Source organism: Ruegeria pomeroyi DSS-3 (assembly GCF_000011965.2).
Classification (GTDB): Bacteria; Pseudomonadota; Alphaproteobacteria; order Rhodobacterales; family Rhodobacteraceae; genus Ruegeria_B; species Ruegeria_B pomeroyi.
This window is the reverse complement of record NC_003911.12, coordinates 464,485-479,495: the sequence shown is the minus strand read 5'-3', so window position 1 is coordinate 479,495 and position 15,011 is coordinate 464,485. Positions and strand designations below refer to the sequence as shown.

Sequence of the window (15,011 nt, the reverse complement as noted above, 5' to 3'; positions counted from 1 at the left end):
ATACTCCGGGGGAGCGCCAAAGGCGCGGGGGCAGCGCCCCCTCAAACCTGCAACACACTCGACACCAGCAGTTGGGTATAGCCATGCTGCGGATCGTCCAGCACCTGATCGGTCAGCCCGCTTTCGACCACGCGCCCGTCCTTCATCACCATCAGCCGGTCGGCCAGCAGGCGCACCACCGCCAGATCGTGGGTGACGATGATGGCGCTCAAACCCATCCGCCGCACCAATCCGCGCAAGAGGTCCAGAAGACGCGCCTGTACACTCACGTCGAGGCCGCCGGTGGGTTCGTCCATGAACACCAGCCGGGGACCTGTCACCAGGTTTCGCGCGATCTGCAAGCGCTGCTGCATGCCGCCGGAAAAAGCCGTGGGCCGGTCGTCGATCCGGGCGCCGTCGATCTCGACGCGGTCCAGCCAATCGAGCGCGGAGGCGCGGATGCGGCCATAATGCCGATCCCCCACCGCCATCAGCCGTTCACCGATATTGCCGCCCGCCGAGACCGACATGCGCAGCCCGTCGCGGGCATGCTGATGCACAAAGGCCCAGTCCGTGCGCGACAGCATCCGCCGCTCGGGTTCCGACATGGTGACCGTATCCACCGGCCCCGTATGGCGGGTGTCAAAGATCACCTGCCCCGCATCGGGCACCAGATGACCCGCCAGACAATTGAGCAGCGTCGACTTGCCCGAGCCGCTTTCACCCACGATCCCCATCACCTCGCCGGGGTAGAGATCGAAACTCACATTGGTGCAGCCGATCCGCGCACCATAGCGCTTTTCGATTCCCCGCACCTCCAACAAGGGGCTCATCCCTCACCTCCCGCGCCCAGGATTTCTCCGAAATCCTGTCCAAAAAATTTCGTCGAAATTTTTTCACCCGCTCCAACCGACGCGCTCATGCCGCCGCCTCGCGGCGCGACCGGCAGTAATCAGTGTCGGAACAGACGAACATCCGCCCGCCCGCATCGTCCATGATCACCTCGTCCAGATAGCTGTCTTCGGCACCGCACAGGTCACAGGGATGCTCGGCCTTGGTCGCCTCGAACGGGTAGTCTTCGAAATCGAGACTTACGACGCGGGTATAGGGCGGCACCGCATAGATGCGCTGCTCGCGCCCGGCTCCGAAGAGCTGGATCGCCGCCATCTCCATCTTGGGGTTGTCGAACTTGGGGATTGGCGAGGGGTCCATCACATAGCGCTCGGCCACCCGCACCGGATAGGCATAGGCGGTCGAGATCGCGCCATGCTGGCTGATATCCTCGTATAGCTTCACATGCATCAGCCCGTATTCCTGCAGGCTGTGCATCTTGCGGGTCTCGGTCTCGCGCGGTTCCAGAAAGCGCAGCGGTTCGGGGATCGGCACCTGATAGACCAAGATCTGATCTTCGGTCAGCTCTGCCTCGGGGATGCGATGGCGGGTCTGGATCACCGTCGCCTCCTGCGTTGCCTCGGTCGTGGCCACCCCTGCCGTGCGCTCAAAGAACTTGCGGATCGACACCGCGTTGGTGGTGTCGTCAGCGCCCTGGTCGATCACCTTCAACCGGTCATCGGGCGTCAGCGTCGCGGCCGAGACCTGCACGCCCCCGGTGCCCCAGCCATAGGGCATCGGCATCTCGCGGCTGGCGAAGGGCACCTGGTATCCCGGCACCGCCAGTCCCTTGAGGATGGCGCGGCGGATCATCCGCTTGGTCTGTTCGTCGAGATAGGCAAAGTTATAGGCTTGCTCGGTCATGGCTTCCTTCCCGTCTGCTCATTCGCCCGATCGGGCGTCTTCGCGATGAAAGCCCGCAAGGGCTTGAAGAGCGGCGCGATCATTCCGCCGCCTCCCGATGCACGATCCGCTCTTCCGCCTCGCGGCGCAGCTTGCGGACCAGTTCCAGTTCCGACTGGAAATCGACGTAATGAGGCAGCTTGATATGCTCCAGGAACCCGGTCGCCTGGATGTTGTCGCTATGGCTCAGCACAAATTCCTCGTCCTGCGCCGGGGCGCCCAGATTGTCCTCGCCCAGCTCCTTCCAGCGCAGGGCGCGGTCGACCAGCGCCATCGAGATCGCCTTGCGCTCGGACTGGCCAAAGACCAGCCCGTAACCGCGGGTGAACTGCGGCGGTTCGGTCTTTGACCCCTTGAACTGGTTGACCGTCTCGCATTCCGTCAGCTCCAACTCGCCGATCTCGATGGCAAAGCCCAGTTCGGGGACCTCCATCTCGACCGTGACCCGCCCGATGCGCAATTCGCCCACAAAGGCGTGGTTGCGGGCATAACCACGCTGGGTGGAATAGGCCATGCCCAGCACAAACCCCTCGTCGCCGCGCGCCAGCGATTGCAGGCGCAGGGCGCGGTCGGCAGGAAATTCCAGCGGCTCGCGGGTCAGGTCGCCCGGCACCGCGTCGCTCACGGGTTCGGGCTGGATCAACCCCTCCTGACCCAGGAACTCGGTGATATGCGGTGTGGGTTCCCGGCGCGGGGGGGCGCTTGGCGCGGGTGGAACGTCGCCCTCGGCGGCCAGTTTGAAATCCAGCAGGCGATGGGTGTAGTCGAAGGTCGGCCCCAGCACTTGCCCGCCGGGCGCGTCCTTGAACGTGGCCGAGATGCGCCGGTCGCAGGCCATCGCGCCGGTATCCACCGCCCGGCTTGCACCAAAGCGCGGCAGGGTGGTGCGATAGGCGCGGATCAGAAAGATCGCCTCGATCAGATCGCCGCGCGCCTGCTTTATCGCCAGCGCGGCCAGGTCGGGATCATAAAGCGAGCCCTCGGCCATCACCCGGTTCACCGCAAGGCTCAGTTGTTCGCGAATCTGGGCAAGGGAAAGTTCTGCGACCGACGTATCTCCCCGCCGCTCTTCGGCCAGCCAGGCATGGGCGTTCTCGATGGCGCGCTCGCCCCCTTTGACGGCAACATACATGGCCTAACCCTCCGCCACGATGGTGGTACTGCGCGGCAGGGCCGCAACCCGGTCGCCACAGGTGAAGAAGAAATCGCAGCCCAGCGGGTATAGAATCGCGTTGCCCTTCAGAGTGTCCACATCCGGCAACGACAGGCGGGCGGTGTCGCGGATGCCCGGGCCGCTCAGCACCGCACCGGTGTTCTCCAATGCGTCGCATTCGACGATCAGCGCGGCCGACCGGTCGGGATATTCCGGCGTACCGATCCGGTAGCGCGACAGCGGCATCAGGTCGGCCCAGCTGCCCAGCGCAAAATCGGCCTCTGCCGCATCGACCAGTGGCGCGCCGGTGTGAAAGCTCAGCCATTGGCGCACCGCGTCCGTGTCCACCGCCCCGGCCAGATGCACCCGCGTTTCCGGGTCGCAAAGTGTCAGCAGCAGCGTGCCCGCCGCAACAGAAAGCGGCGCGGGTGGTTCGGCACCGGCGATCCGGCGAATATCACCGGGGCGCGCCATGGCGCTCATCGCGGCGCGAAAGGCATGCGCCGCGTCGACAGGCGCGTCGCGAAAGCCACCTGCATAAAGGCTTGATCCGTCCATCAATCCTCTCCTCTGACCAGCGTGAAAAACTCGACCTTGGTGGCGGCTGCGCGCGCGGCGCGGCCCTCTGAGCGCTCGGCCATCTGCGCCGCCAGCGGGTCCAGAACCAAGGCGCGGATGGTGTCGGCGGCGGCGGTCTGCATCAGCGCGTCGATCAGCGCCGCCGCCTCGGCCTTGGCACGCGAGCGACCCTGGACATAGGCATGCCCCACCGTGCCATCAGCCAGCGCCAAGGCGCAGCGGGTCACCGTCATCTCACCCAGGTTGAAGGGGGCGCCGGTGCCGCCGGCGCGGCCGCGCACCATCACGCCACCGGTTTCGGGCGCGCGCAGCCAGTCGAACGCGGGGCGCTCCTCGACCCGGTTCCACAGTGCCATCAGCATCGCCTCGGGCGCACGCGCCAAAAGGCCCATCCAGCCCTGCCGCGCCGCCGTCTCTTTCTCTTGTTCTGCCATAAAAGCCTCTTGGCCCGGTTGTCTACATTCACTATACAACTAGACAAATATTAGCGCGTCAGCCCACGCCCCGCAATCCATGCAACCATGAAGTTTTGATGACATGAGCCGCATCCCCGTCTGGAAGACCATCGCGCTGAGCCTGACCGAGGACATTGCCGAGGGCCGCTATGGCGAAGGCGACCGGCTGCCGACCGAGGCACAGCTGGCCGCGACCCATGGGGTCAACCGGCACACGGTGCGCCGGGCGCTGGCCGATCTTGCGGATCAGGGATTGGTCCATGCCCGGCGTGGCGCCGGCGTCTTTGTCGCAGCCCGGCCCACCGATTACGCGATCGGCAAACGGGTGCGGTTTCACAAGAACATCGCCGCCGGAGGCCGCATCCCCGGCAAGCGCATCCTGGCGCTGACCACCCGCGCCGCCGATAGCACCGAGTCCGAGGCGCTGGCCCTGCCCGCAGGCGCGCAGGTGCATGTCTATGACGGGCTTTCGCTCGCCGATGGCCAACCCATCGCCGTGTTCCAGAGCGTGTTTCCTGCCGCCCGTTTTCCCGGCCTGCCCGAGGTACTGACCGAAACACGCTCTGTCACCGCCGCCCTGCAACGGCTGGGGGTGGCTGATTTTACCCGGGTCTCGACCCGCCTGACCGCGCGACCAGCCAATGCCACCCAGGCGCTGCATCTGAGGCTGAACGAGGGGGCGCCGCTGATGTTCTCGACCGGGGTGAATGTGGACCCCGACGGGCGTCCGGTGGAATATGGCCGCACCTGGTTTGCCGGCGACCGGGTGACGCTGACACTGGGCGAGGACTGAGCGCTCCTTGATCGGGGTCAATGTACAGCGGCACCAGCCGGGGCTAGGCTGTATGGTATGAGTGATGCCAACCCCACCGGGCTCGACGCCTATAAACCCGCCGAAATCGCCCGTCTGGTGGAAACCGCAGGCGTGGCCAAGGCCGGGCTTGGCGCCGCGCAGACGCTGACGCTGGCGGTACTGGCGGGTGCCTTCATCGGCTTTGGCGGCGCGGCCTATACGATGGTGATGACAGGCGCGGATACAGGCTTTGGCCCGGCGCGCTTCCTGGGCGGAGTGGTGTTTTCATTGGGGCTGATCCTCGTCATTGTCGGCGGTGCCGAGCTGTTCACCGGCAATGCGCTGATGGTGATGGCGGCGGTGGACCGGCGGATCACCCTCGCCGCGCTGTTGCGCAACTGGGGGCTGGTCTATCTGGGCAACCTGCTGGGGGCGGTCGGGCTGGCGCTGGCTTTTGCTCTGACCGGCCTTTTGGACGGGCTGATGGGCGACACCGCGCAGGCCATCGCACGCGGCAAGGCGGCGCTGGACCCCGGCGCGGCCTTCATGCGCGGGGTGCTGTGCAATGCGATGGTCTGCCTCGCGGTCTGGCTGACCTTTGCGGCGCGCACGGCAGCGGGCAAGATCCTGGCCATTCTCTGGCCGATTTCCGCCTTTGTGCTGCTGGGGCTCGAACACTCGGTGGCCAATATGTACCTGATCCCCCAGGGCATGCTGGCCGGGGCCGAGGTGACGCCAGGCGCGGCACTGGCCAATCTGTTCTGGGTCACGCTGGGCAATATCCTGGGCGGGGCGGGCGGCGTGGCGCTGGCCTATCGCTTTGCCTATCTGCGATAGCGACCGGCCATGACCGACCCCTATCTGCCCGCCGATGCCAAAACCCGCGCCCAGGCCCGCGCCCTGATCGACTCCGCACGACATGGCGCGCTGGCGGTGCTGCAACCGGGCGGCCTTGCCCCCTCGGTCAGCCGCATCTCGCTGGCCACCGATGCGCAGGGCATGCCCGTCTCGCTGGTCTCATCCCTTGCCGCCCATACCGCCGCCCTGGAGGCGACCCCCGCCTGCGCCCTGCTGATCGGAGAGCCCGGCGCGAAGGGCGATCCGCTGACCCATCCGCGCCTGACCCTGCATTGTTCCGCGCAACTGATCCCTCGCGGCACGCCCGAACATGACGCCCTGCGCGCCCGCTACCTGATGCTGCGGCCCAAGGCCGGGCTTTATGCCGATTTCGGCGATTTCCGCTTTGTCCGTTTTGCCGTTGCCGATGGCCTGCTGAACGCCGGTTTCGGCAAGGCGGTGCGGTTGAGTGCCGAGGATCTTTCGACCTAGGCCCGCTTGCGCGCCGGCTCCTCGGCGAAACGGAGCGACACGCCCTGATCCGAGGCGCTGCCGCGCAGGAACAGACCCGCATCAGCGACCTGCGGATAGGTCTCGACCCAATCGCGAAAGCGGTCATTGGTGACGATCCGTGCGCCCAGATCACCGGCCTGCTCGATCAGCAGAGGATCCGCCGGAGTGCCCTTGGGTGCCACATTGATATGGGATGCCGGATAGCGCAGCGCGCGCGACAACTCGTGCGGGCCCATGTATTGCGAGCCGACCAGATAGCCAACATTGGCATCGAACCACAAAAGCGGGGTCCAGCCATTGCGCACCAACCCTTCGACACATTGGCGTACCGTGTGCAGGTTGGGTGTCTCGTCGCGCCAATAGAGCACGTTCGATCCGTCGATCACGATCCAGACCGGCGCCGCGCGCAATCTGAAGCGCAGCACCAGGACGACCCCGACGACCACGCCCAGCGCCGCCACCAACAGGGCTGGTGTCAGGATCGACCCGAAGGTCAGCAAGGACCACCCAAGCAAAAGCAGCGAGCCGGCAAGAAGAACGAGAGAAACAACCATATGGTGAGGTTATCCTCTCGTTACTCTCCCTTATCAAGAATTATTCATGCGCTTCGGCCGCTTTGCTCAGCGCACCACATGCACAGCACATTGCGCGTGGCGCACCACCTGAGTCGCGGTCGATCCCAGCAGCAGATCCTGCATGCCGGGGCGATGTGACGAGATGATGATCAGGTCGGGATTGTTGGTCTCGGCCCAGTCCAGAATCGAGCGGCCCGAATGCCCTTCGATCAGCACGCCGGTGGCGTTGGGCAACTGGGCGGCCAGCGCATCGAGCTCCTTCTTGAGCGCCTTGCGCGCCTCGGCCAGATAGTCGGTCGGCATATACGAGATCGCATAGGCAGGGATATGTTCGACCACGTGCAGCAGGGTGACCCGTGCCTCGGGCGTGGCCAGCAGCTGCGCCAGTTTCAGCGGGCCGGATACGTCGCGTTCGGCATCGAACGAGATCGGAACAAGGATGTTGTGATACATGTGTCGCGCCTCCGTTTGGGAATGGCGACAGAATGCCCCGGCTCCGGCCCGCAATCCTTGATCCAGATCACCCCCCGGTTCAGTTGCCGTCGAAGGTTTCGGCCACCTCATACATCACCGGTTCGAAACTCTTGCACATCTCGTTGATGCGCCGATTGCGCTCGCGCATTTCCGGGGTTCGAAGCATGGCCAGGAAGTCCTCGCGCCGCTGCCATTGCGAGTAGTTGGCGATGCGGGTCTGAGCATCGTTCACATGCAGGCCGGCGGCGACAAACCCGGGTTGTTTCGAGATGAAATCGGCATAGGCCTCGGTCAGCGCCTCGAGCAGGTCCTGACAGGTGCCGGGCGTCATTTCAAAGGTCGTGATGACGGTCTGTACCGGTGCGGCTTTGGCGATCTTGGGCATGGCGTTTCTCCTGCGAATGCAGGACCAGCCTAGCACAGGTTGCGCGCCCTCATAACCCCAGCGCGATTTCGATTTCCCGCATCAAACCAGTTACTTCGGCATGAGCGGGCCCTTTGGGCGCCTCCAGCGCAGCGCGGCCGTGGCCCAGCGTTTCGGCATAGGTCACACGGTTTGCCAGCGCCGCTTGCGCCAGCTCGGCGTTCAACTCTTGCGCCTTGGCCGCCACATCCTGCGCCAGCCGGGTACCGGGGCGGTTGCGGGTCATCACCATCAGGGCCGGCTTGTCCTCACGCTCGGCCAGATAAAGCACCATTTCCACCGCCCAGAGATCCAGATGCGAGGTCGCCACCGGGATCAGCACCAGATCGGCCTCGCGCAGGGCCGGGCGCAGGTCGCTGTCGGCCTTGGGCGGGGTGTCGATGATGACGATGTCATGGTCCTTGGCCAGTTTGCGCACCTCGTAGCTGACACCCCAGGCCGAAGCGGTCGAGAATTCCAGCCCCGGATCGCCACCCGCCTCGAGCCGCGCCATGAACCAGCGACCCGCCGACCCCTGCGGATCGGTATCCATCAGCGCCACGCGCCTGCCCGCGCGCATGAAGGCAACGGCCAGGTTCACCGCCAGCGTGGTCTTGCCCGACCCGCCCTTCTGCTGTGCGACCGTGATGACATGTCCCATGCGGCGACTCTCCCATGCTGCATCGCAGCATAGCGCCCGGCCGCCGGTTCACAACGGCAAAACCACAGCCACCCTGCGGCACAACCGCACTAACCAATCGTTAACCAAGCTCCGCGAAGCTTGTGACGGAGGGTGCGGAATGGGCCGCCTGCTGATTGCCTTGTGGATCTGCATGACTGCCGCTTGCCCGGCGGCGGCAGGGGCTTGGCTGCGCGAAAAGGGTCATGGGTTCACGTCTGCTTCGGTCACGCTCTATCGGTTTCAGGGGGCCTATGATTACAAGACAACCGCCTATGCCGAATGGGGCATGGCCGAACGGCTGACACTTGGCATCGACATCAACGAACAACCAGGCCTTGCCGGACACGCCCTGATCTTTGCACGCTATCCGCTCTGGGACTTGGGCACCAAGGGCCGGTTTGCAGCCGAGCTGGGTTTGGGCGCCCATCACTGGCTGGGCGACTGGGCGCCGATGGGCAAACTCACCCTGTCCTATGGCAAGGGGCTGGAAACCCGCTGGGGCAATGGCTGGCTGGCGGTGGACACCGGGTGGGAGCGGCGCAGCGGCACCAAGACCAACATATTCAAGCTTGATATGACCGCAGGCCTGTCAACCGCACGGCGAATCGACCCGATGTTACAGGTTGAAACCGCGTATGTGCCGGGCCACCCGCTGTTCTGGACCATCACGCCATCGCTGCTGATCGAGGGCAGCAAAGGCAGGACATGGGTCCTGGGTCTGGAACGCAAATCCGACCTGCCGGGCAGCCTCAATATCAAGTTCAGCCTCTGGCGCGAGTTCTGAACAAAAATGGGGCCGCAAACGCGGCCCCGATACTCCTCCTCCGACAGGCCTATTTGTCGGCCCGGACTGTCACAAACACCGTCCCGGAAACAGGCTCGCTCCAACGCAGGCGCAATTGATCCTGATTGGTCCCCTGCTGCACCTGGGCATAAGGCGCCAAATAGGCAACCGCACCCCCCGATTCCCGCAGCGGCCCCTGTGGCACCACAGCATCGACTCCGCGCGTCTCGGCCCCGAACGGCAAGGTTGCATCGGTATTGATCAGCCAGTTGTCCGATGCGCTGGTCTGGTCCACCTCCAGCCGCAGGGGGTTGGCGCTGCGCGTGCTGACCCCATGATAGGTGTTCCCCTGATAGATCAGATCCCGGGTCCGATCGAAATTCAGCCCCGAGAAACTGGTGTCGACCCGCTCGGCCCGGTCGATGTATCCATTGATCGAGCGGAACTTGTTGCCGGTGACTGTCATGCCATTGATGAAATGGCCAACCCCATGCGGCTTGATCACGATATAGCTGAACCAGGGCGCCACCTCGCCCGACAAAAAGATATTGTCGGTGATGCTCAGCGCGCTGAACGAGAATCCGCCATTGAAGTCAGGGTTCGGGTCTTGTTCGTTAGTCCATTCCAGGCTGCAATTGTCGACATAGTTCTCGGCAAAAGTCGCGCTCGAGTAAGTCCCGATCAGTACGATACCCGCTGTGCGCGGCCCGTTGTCAACGGCATCGCCCTGAAAGAAGTGGTTGCCCAGGATCATATGGTTCTGCCCCGCCATGACGGCAAAATGACGGAACCGGGTCGCCCGGCAATGGCGCAGCTTGACGTCGTTGGCATTGGTGTTGAACCCGATGCTGCTGCGGTCCGGCACGTTCAGCGCCTCTTCCGACGAGAGAAACTGGCACCCGTCGATCAGCATGCCCTGACAGCCACCACCGATCGAGGTGATTCCACGATCCTTTGGCCGACTGATAAAACAATCGTAAAGCGCGAATGTAGCGCCGTACGGAGCCAGCCGGATCGCGCTGCAATGGGTGTTACACTGGAACTCGATGTTCTGCATGTTGAACTTCGACAGCGAGCTGAAGCCGCTGAAATCCAGCATGTATTTGAAGCTGCGGAAGGTGAAGACCTGGGTGCCTGCCGCATCATAGAGCGGCGCGTTCAGTGTGATCTCACCGGCCCCCACGTTTTTCGAGCGCACATAGATTTCGCGCCCGACACCCGCTCCCGTCACCAAGGAACCCACCGGAATATTGGCGATATTCGTCACGTTGTTCAGCTTACGCGCGTCATTGGGGTCATATGTCGCCTGCGAGATAAAGGTATCGGTATCCCAAGCGGGACCCGCCACCGCCACCAGCTGCCCGTTGCGGATCACCCGTCGGGTCGAGAAACTGGTCCGGTTTGGAACAGCCGCCTGCATGTCGATCGGCGCGGTGACCGACACATTGCGCCCGCCCATGTCCAGCGATTCGTGATCCGACCCGTTCAGCAGCGCCTGAAACGCCTTGCGAAAGGCGGTTTCCTCGTCACCAAAGGCCGCGATATAGGTCGGAAGATCAAAATTCTTGGTCAACAGCAGCATCTTGTCGACAGGCATCGTCACCGTGCCCTCGAAATCGATCTCCGATGCCAGGCTGACCGTCTGCCCCAGGAAATAAGTTCCGCCCGGCACGAAAACGCGGCGCCCTCCGGCTGCGCTATCGGCGGCCTCGAATGCGGCCGAGTCGTCGGTGACCCCATCGCCCACCGCACCGTAATCACGGACATCGACCTGGCTCAGCATGTCACGCAGGAACGCGCCGGTGATATCGGTGATCTCGATATCGTCGATCCGCACGATGCCGCCATTCGACCCTTCGAGATCGAGGCCGAAATGACCATAGAGCGCCGACGCCCCCCAGACCATGTCGACACCGCCGCGATTGCCGGATCCCACGATGCCCGTCACCTCGACCACATCGCCATAGCTGGTCAGCGTGGTCGAGGGCCCCTGTTCCGTCACGCCGCCGACATGCGCACCGCCTGCCGCACCGGCCCACCCGGCGACCCGAACGCTGGGCAGGTTGCCACTGATCGCCTTGATCCGGACCTTGATCTGCAGGTAACAGCCCGGCTGCAAGGGCGTCTGCCCCATATAGCGCAGCTTCTGAACCGATGCGGTCTTCTGCAATTCCAGGCAGCCGCCAAAATCGGCATCCGCCGGAACAAAGGCCGCATTCGGCGCCCCATCATAGGTATCCGACCCCGGCGTGCCGTCGCCGCTCGACCACACATTCAGCCCCAGCTGAAAGGCGGGCGGCATGAAGTTGATGCCGTCGGTGATTGCCTTGTTCATACAAATCCCTTTCCCAATCGCGCCACTGACGACCTGCCAGCGCGCTTTCATGTGACGGGTCCGGGCCGCACCCGAACGCGCCAAATGGGTAGAACAAAGGGATTAATCCCGGCTCATAGCACCGTGACGGTGACGTTGCCTCAAACCGAGGGGGGCGGTGTCTCCAGAACTTGAACCGCGTTGATCTTCCAGCCACTTTCCAGGTTAACCATCTGGTAGGCAAGCACGTGGGCAAGGCCCTGCCGATCGGTCACCCGCACCAGTTGCCACAGGGTACCCTCGCGCTCCTCTAAACCCAGGTAACGGATTTCCGCGGGACGCCAGACCATGGGATAGCCGTTGCGCACCATGGAACCGAAATTCTCGGGCGTTCTGAAAATCTCGCGAATCATCGGACTGGCAAAGGTGAACGCGGTCGCGAAATCATCGGCCAGAAAGGCTTCGATCTGATTGCCGATCACAGCCTTGATCTCATCGCTCTGGGCCTGGGCCGGACCAACCAGACCGACACAACAGGCCAGTATGAACAGAAGTTGACGCATGTTGTGTCTCCTCTTTCCCTGAGGAGTGATACGAAGCGCAAGGCCCGCCGGATCAGTCCAGATCGGTCCAGGGCCAGGGTTTGACATTGCTGGCCGCAGTCTGAAACCGCGCCGCCTTGGCGATCCAGATGCCCAGGTCGGTGCCGAAATCGGCAAGCCGTTCGTTCGGCTGGCTTTTGCTGACGGCCATGATGATGAATTGCACCACCGTAACCACCGCCAGAATGGTCTGGGCCAGATTGATCATTATCGCGATCAGGATCATGTGCAGCAGCCGCCACCACAGGTTTTCGGGATCCTTCGGCTCGGGCCGTTCACCATGTATCCGGCCCTGAAACTTGTCTTCATCGGGTATCGTCACACCGACCTCCACGCCTCTTGTCAGAAACAGAGTATCACAGATGGCGGCGCCCGCCAGCGGGCACCGCCATCCTTCCGAAGAAGCTCCGCAAGGAGCTGATGAGGGTTGGCTCAGACCAGCTCGCCCGCCAGCGCCTTGTCGATCAGCGCGATGGTCTCGGGAATGCCGTAAAGCGCGATGAACCCGCCAAAGCGCGGGCCCTGAGACGCGCCCAGCAGCACCTCGTAAAGCGCACCGAACCAGGCGCGCAGCGGGTCGAACCGGTCGCGGCCCACCGCATAGACGATGGATTGCAGCGCCTCATCCTCGACCGGCCCGTCATAGGCGGCCAGTTGCGCGCGCAGCTCCTCCAGCGCCTCGCGCTCGACCTCGATCGGCGCCCGGTAGACCCGCGTCGGCTTGACGAAATCGTTGAAGTAGCGCACCGCAAACCCGGCCGCCTGATCCAGATCGGGATGGCTCTCGGCGCTGGCCTCGGGCGCATAGCGGCGGATGAAGCCCCACAGCGCCTCCTTGTCCTCGGCTCCCGACACGCTGGCCAGGTTCAACAGCATCCCGAACGGCACGATCAGGGTCGAGGCAGGCACATCGCCGCCGTGGATATGCCACACCGGGTTGTTCAGCTGCGCCGCCAGATCCTGGGTCGGATAGGCGCGCAGTTGCTGGTGATACTCGTCCACCGCCTTGGGGATCACATCGAAATACATCCGCTTGGCGGTCTTCGGCTTCTGATACATGAAATAGGCAAGGCTTTCCGAGCTGGCATAGGTCAGCCATTCGTCGATGCTCACCCCGTTGCCGCTCGACTTGGAAATCTTCTGCCCATTCTCGTCCAGAAACAGCTCATAGGTGAAATGCTCGGGCGCGGGCACGCCCAGCACCCGGCAGATGCCGTCATAGATCGGCGTGTTGGTCGAGTGATCCTTGCCGTACATCTCGAAATCGACGCCCAGCGCCGCCCAGCGCGCGCCGAAATCGGGCTTCCACTGCAATTTCACGTTGCCGCCCGTCACCGGCAGCGTCCATTCGCGCCCGTCCTCGTCGTCAAAGGTGATGGTGCCGTCCTTGGCGTTCACCTCTTTCATCGGCACATACAGAACCCGCCCCGTCTCGGGGTGGATCGGCAGGAAAATCGAATAGGTCTGCTGCCGCTCCTCGCGCAGCGACTTCAGCATGATCTTCATGATGTCGTCATAACGTTCCGCGGCGCGCAGCAGGATCTCGTCGAACTGGCCGGACCTGTAGAACTCGGTCGCCGAATAGAACTCGTACTCGAACCCGAACGTATCGAGAAACCGCCGCAGCATGGCGTTGTTGTGATGGCCAAAGCTCTCATGGGTGCCGAACGGATCGGGCACCGAGGTCAGCGGCTTTTGCAGATGCTCGCGCAGCATGTCCTGGTTGGGCACGTTGCCCGGCACCTTGCGCATCCCGTCCAGATCGTCCGAGAAACAGATCAGCCGGGTCGGAATATCGCTGATCTCGTGGAACGCGCGGCGGATCATCGTGGTGCGCGCCACCTCGCCGAATGTGCCGATATGGGGCAGACCCGAGGGGCCATAACCGGTCTCGAACAGAACATATCCCTTCTCCGGCGGCGCCTTCTCATAGCGTTTGAGCACCCGCCGCGCTTCTTCAAAGGGCCAGGCCTTGGACGCAAGTGCGAGTTCACGCGAGTTGGACATGTCGGTCTCCATCGGGGAAGGAAGGGCGCCCCATGCGCCCGGCCCGGCTGTCCTATTGTGCCAGTGCAGCATGAGTCAATAAATGCTGGCGCCAAACCGCGCTATTTGTGACTTTTTTCAAGGATCCAGCCCAGGATCCCGCGAACATGCGGGGCGGCCGCCAACCCCTCGCGCGCCGCCATGAAATAACCGCGCGAGGACACCGCTTCGGGACCTTCCAGGCGCACCAGCGCGCCAGCCTCCAGAAACCGGTCCAGCACCCCGTCCCAGCACAGGCAAACCCCCTGCCCTGCCAAGGCCGCATTGACCAGCATTGCATAAGAGCTGAAGTCCAGCACCCGGGCCTTCTGCGGCATGCTCATCCCGACCGAGCGAAACCAGCTTGGCCAGTCATGCCACTGGCTGCGCGCCGATTCCATCGTCAGCAGAGTCATGCGGGCGAAATCATAGTCGCTGCCGCTCATCTCGCGGCGATCCAGATAGAGCGGGCTGGCCGCCGGGAACACACCGTCCCCCAGCAACCGCCTCTCTGTGCCATCCTCGGGCAGCCCGAACCGGATGGCGATATCGCCTGGTCGGGTCGCCTCACCATACTCCTGACTTATGATCCGGATGGTCACATCCTCGAAAGCAGCCTCCAGTTCCCCCAGCTGCGGAATCAGCCAAAAGGCGACAAAGCCCGACGGCGCAGTCACGGTCACCACCTTGCCCTGCGCCGCTTGCCGGATTTGGGCAACCGCCGCCTCGATCTGGCCGAACCCACCTTGCAAAGCCCGCAGCAGGTCCCGGCCTGACTGGGTCATACGCACCGGTTTGTGACTGCGATCGAACAGCGGACTGCCCAAATCCGCCTCCAGCATCGCGATCCGGCGCGAGACCGCGGGTTGCGACACGTTCAGCTCTGCCGCTGCCGCGGTCAGCGTGCCGCGACGCGCGGCCGCGTAGAATGCAGTCAAGCCGGAGAAGCTTGGCAAACGCTCCATATCATAACCTCATCGTATAATCTGATGCAGTTTTACGCGATTGCGCCCCCCCTGCAAGAGCGACTAACTGACCCCAAGCACAAA

At 63.6% G+C, this 15,011-nt stretch carries 18 protein-coding genes; 4 read left to right on the top strand and 14 right to left on the bottom strand.

All coding sequences use genetic code 11. The features are described from left to right. Positions 1-41: 41 nt before the first annotated feature. From phnK to phnG, 5 genes are all read right to left on the bottom strand, one after another. Positions 42-812: a phosphonate C-P lyase system protein PhnK gene (gene phnK, locus SPO_RS02380; protein WP_011046233.1), complete on the bottom strand. Its 771-nt coding sequence runs from the start codon at positions 810-812 to the stop codon at positions 42-44. 85 nt (positions 813-897) lie between these two features. Further along, positions 898-1,734, bottom strand: a complete 837-nt coding sequence (locus SPO_RS02375; protein WP_011046232.1) for an alpha-D-ribose 1-methylphosphonate 5-phosphate C-P-lyase PhnJ — start codon at positions 1,732-1,734, stop codon at positions 898-900. A 79-nt stretch (positions 1,735-1,813) separates the two neighbouring features. After that, positions 1,814-2,905: a carbon-phosphorus lyase complex subunit PhnI gene (locus tag SPO_RS02370; RefSeq protein ID WP_011046231.1), complete on the bottom strand. Its 1,092-nt coding sequence runs from the start codon at positions 2,903-2,905 to the stop codon at positions 1,814-1,816. Positions 2,906-2,908: 3 nt separating this feature from the next. Then, positions 2,909-3,484, bottom strand: coding sequence for a phosphonate C-P lyase system protein PhnH (gene phnH / locus SPO_RS02365; protein WP_044027843.1), 576 nt, complete (start codon positions 3,482-3,484; stop codon positions 2,909-2,911). After that, positions 3,484-3,939 (bottom strand): phosphonate C-P lyase system protein PhnG, encoded by a 456-nt coding sequence (phnG, locus tag SPO_RS02360; RefSeq protein WP_011046229.1) that lies wholly within the window; start codon positions 3,937-3,939, stop codon positions 3,484-3,486. Before phnG ends, phnH begins: the two co-directional genes overlap by 1 nt. A 103-nt stretch (positions 3,940-4,042) precedes the next feature. On the opposite strand from phnG, the gene phnF reads away from it, so the two are divergent. The 3 genes from phnF to SPO_RS02345 are packed head-to-tail and all read left to right on the top strand — an operon-like array spanning position 4,043 to position 6,082. Then, positions 4,043-4,753 (top strand): phosphonate metabolism transcriptional regulator PhnF, encoded by a 711-nt coding sequence (phnF, locus tag SPO_RS02355; protein ID WP_011046228.1) that lies wholly within the window; start codon positions 4,043-4,045, stop codon positions 4,751-4,753. Between the two features lie 57 nt (positions 4,754-4,810). Beyond that, positions 4,811-5,590 (top strand): formate/nitrite transporter family protein, encoded by a 780-nt coding sequence (locus SPO_RS02350; protein ID WP_011046227.1) that lies wholly within the window; start codon positions 4,811-4,813, stop codon positions 5,588-5,590. Positions 5,591-5,599: 9 nt separating this feature from the next. Next, complete coding sequence (locus SPO_RS02345; RefSeq protein WP_011046226.1) at positions 5,600-6,082, top strand: HugZ family protein; 483 nt, start codon at positions 5,600-5,602, stop codon at positions 6,080-6,082. On the opposite strand, the gene SPO_RS02340 is transcribed toward SPO_RS02345, so the two are convergent. The 4 genes from SPO_RS02340 to parA all read right to left on the bottom strand — a co-directional run bounded on the left by SPO_RS02340 (position 6,079) and on the right by parA (position 8,216). Then, the gene (locus SPO_RS02340; RefSeq protein ID WP_011046225.1) at positions 6,079-6,657 is read right to left on the bottom strand and encodes an NYN domain-containing protein; all 579 of its coding nucleotides are present in this window, start codon (positions 6,655-6,657) and stop codon (positions 6,079-6,081) included. The genes SPO_RS02345 and SPO_RS02340 overlap by 4 nt on opposite strands. A 66-nt stretch (positions 6,658-6,723) precedes the next feature. Next, positions 6,724-7,131 (bottom strand): universal stress protein, encoded by a 408-nt coding sequence (locus SPO_RS02335; RefSeq protein WP_011046224.1) that lies wholly within the window; start codon positions 7,129-7,131, stop codon positions 6,724-6,726. A gap of 79 nt (positions 7,132-7,210) precedes the next feature. Next, positions 7,211-7,537, bottom strand: coding sequence for an antibiotic biosynthesis monooxygenase family protein (locus tag SPO_RS02330; protein WP_011046223.1), 327 nt, complete (start codon positions 7,535-7,537; stop codon positions 7,211-7,213). Between the two features lie 49 nt (positions 7,538-7,586). Continuing rightward, the gene (parA, locus tag SPO_RS02325) at positions 7,587-8,216 is read right to left on the bottom strand and encodes a ParA family partition ATPase (RefSeq protein ID WP_011046222.1); all 630 of its coding nucleotides are present in this window, start codon (positions 8,214-8,216) and stop codon (positions 7,587-7,589) included. 139 nt (positions 8,217-8,355) lie between these two features. Here parA and SPO_RS02320 point away from each other — a divergent pair, with 139 nt between their 5' ends. Further along, positions 8,356-9,021 (top strand): hypothetical protein, encoded by a 666-nt coding sequence (locus SPO_RS02320; RefSeq protein ID WP_044027842.1) that lies wholly within the window; start codon positions 8,356-8,358, stop codon positions 9,019-9,021. A gap of 49 nt (positions 9,022-9,070) precedes the next feature. Here SPO_RS02320 and SPO_RS02315 read toward each other — a convergent pair whose 3' ends face one another. The 5 genes from SPO_RS02315 to SPO_RS02295 all read right to left on the bottom strand — a co-directional run bounded on the left by SPO_RS02315 (position 9,071) and on the right by SPO_RS02295 (position 14,900). Continuing rightward, on the bottom strand, positions 9,071-11,356 hold the full coding sequence (locus SPO_RS02315) for a glycosyl hydrolase family 28-related protein (protein WP_044027840.1): 2,286 nt from the start codon (positions 11,354-11,356) through the stop codon (positions 9,071-9,073). Between the two features lie 140 nt (positions 11,357-11,496). Beyond that, positions 11,497-11,898, bottom strand: coding sequence for a DUF4864 domain-containing protein (locus tag SPO_RS02310; RefSeq protein WP_011046218.1), 402 nt, complete (start codon positions 11,896-11,898; stop codon positions 11,497-11,499). Between the two features lie 52 nt (positions 11,899-11,950). Next, positions 11,951-12,253: a DUF4389 domain-containing protein gene (locus SPO_RS02305; RefSeq protein ID WP_044028947.1), complete on the bottom strand. Its 303-nt coding sequence runs from the start codon at positions 12,251-12,253 to the stop codon at positions 11,951-11,953. Between the two features lie 116 nt (positions 12,254-12,369). Then, positions 12,370-13,944, bottom strand: a complete 1,575-nt coding sequence (locus tag SPO_RS02300; protein WP_044028945.1) for a lysine--tRNA ligase — start codon at positions 13,942-13,944, stop codon at positions 12,370-12,372. A 101-nt stretch (positions 13,945-14,045) separates the two neighbouring features. Beyond that, a complete protein-coding gene (locus SPO_RS02295) occupies positions 14,046-14,900 on the bottom strand; it encodes a LysR substrate-binding domain-containing protein (RefSeq protein ID WP_230981762.1) in 855 nt (284 codons plus the stop codon). Positions 14,901-15,011 lie beyond the last annotated feature (111 nt).

Bases quoted from the DNA above. Each gene is read 5' to 3' on its own strand.
- phnK (WP_011046233.1), bottom strand. From the start codon at position 812: ATGAGCCCCTTGTTGGAGGTGCGGGGAATCGAAAAGCGCTATGGTGCG.
- SPO_RS02375 (WP_011046232.1), bottom strand. From the start codon at position 1,734: ATGACCGAGCAAGCCTATAACTTTGCCTATCTCGACGAACAGACCAAG.
- SPO_RS02370 (WP_011046231.1), bottom strand. From the start codon at position 2,905: ATGTATGTTGCCGTCAAAGGGGGCGAGCGCGCCATCGAGAACGCCCAT.
- phnH (WP_044027843.1), bottom strand. From the start codon at position 3,484: ATGGACGGATCAAGCCTTTATGCAGGTGGCTTTCGCGACGCGCCTGTC.
- phnG (WP_011046229.1), bottom strand. From the start codon at position 3,939: ATGGCAGAACAAGAGAAAGAGACGGCGGCGCGGCAGGGCTGGATGGGC.
- phnF (WP_011046228.1), top strand. From the start codon at position 4,043: ATGAGCCGCATCCCCGTCTGGAAGACCATCGCGCTGAGCCTGACCGAG.
- SPO_RS02350 (WP_011046227.1), top strand. From the start codon at position 4,811: ATGAGTGATGCCAACCCCACCGGGCTCGACGCCTATAAACCCGCCGAA.
- SPO_RS02345 (WP_011046226.1), top strand. From the start codon at position 5,600: ATGACCGACCCCTATCTGCCCGCCGATGCCAAAACCCGCGCCCAGGCC.
- SPO_RS02340 (WP_011046225.1), bottom strand. From the start codon at position 6,657: ATGGTTGTTTCTCTCGTTCTTCTTGCCGGCTCGCTGCTTTTGCTTGGG.
- SPO_RS02335 (WP_011046224.1), bottom strand. From the start codon at position 7,131: ATGTATCACAACATCCTTGTTCCGATCTCGTTCGATGCCGAACGCGAC.
- SPO_RS02330 (WP_011046223.1), bottom strand. From the start codon at position 7,537: ATGCCCAAGATCGCCAAAGCCGCACCGGTACAGACCGTCATCACGACC.
- parA (WP_011046222.1), bottom strand. From the start codon at position 8,216: ATGGGACATGTCATCACGGTCGCACAGCAGAAGGGCGGGTCGGGCAAG.
- SPO_RS02320 (WP_044027842.1), top strand. From the start codon at position 8,356: ATGGGCCGCCTGCTGATTGCCTTGTGGATCTGCATGACTGCCGCTTGC.
- SPO_RS02315 (WP_044027840.1), bottom strand. From the start codon at position 11,356: ATGAACAAGGCAATCACCGACGGCATCAACTTCATGCCGCCCGCCTTT.
- SPO_RS02310 (WP_011046218.1), bottom strand. From the start codon at position 11,898: ATGCGTCAACTTCTGTTCATACTGGCCTGTTGTGTCGGTCTGGTTGGT.
- SPO_RS02300 (WP_044028945.1), bottom strand. From the start codon at position 13,944: ATGTCCAACTCGCGTGAACTCGCACTTGCGTCCAAGGCCTGGCCCTTT.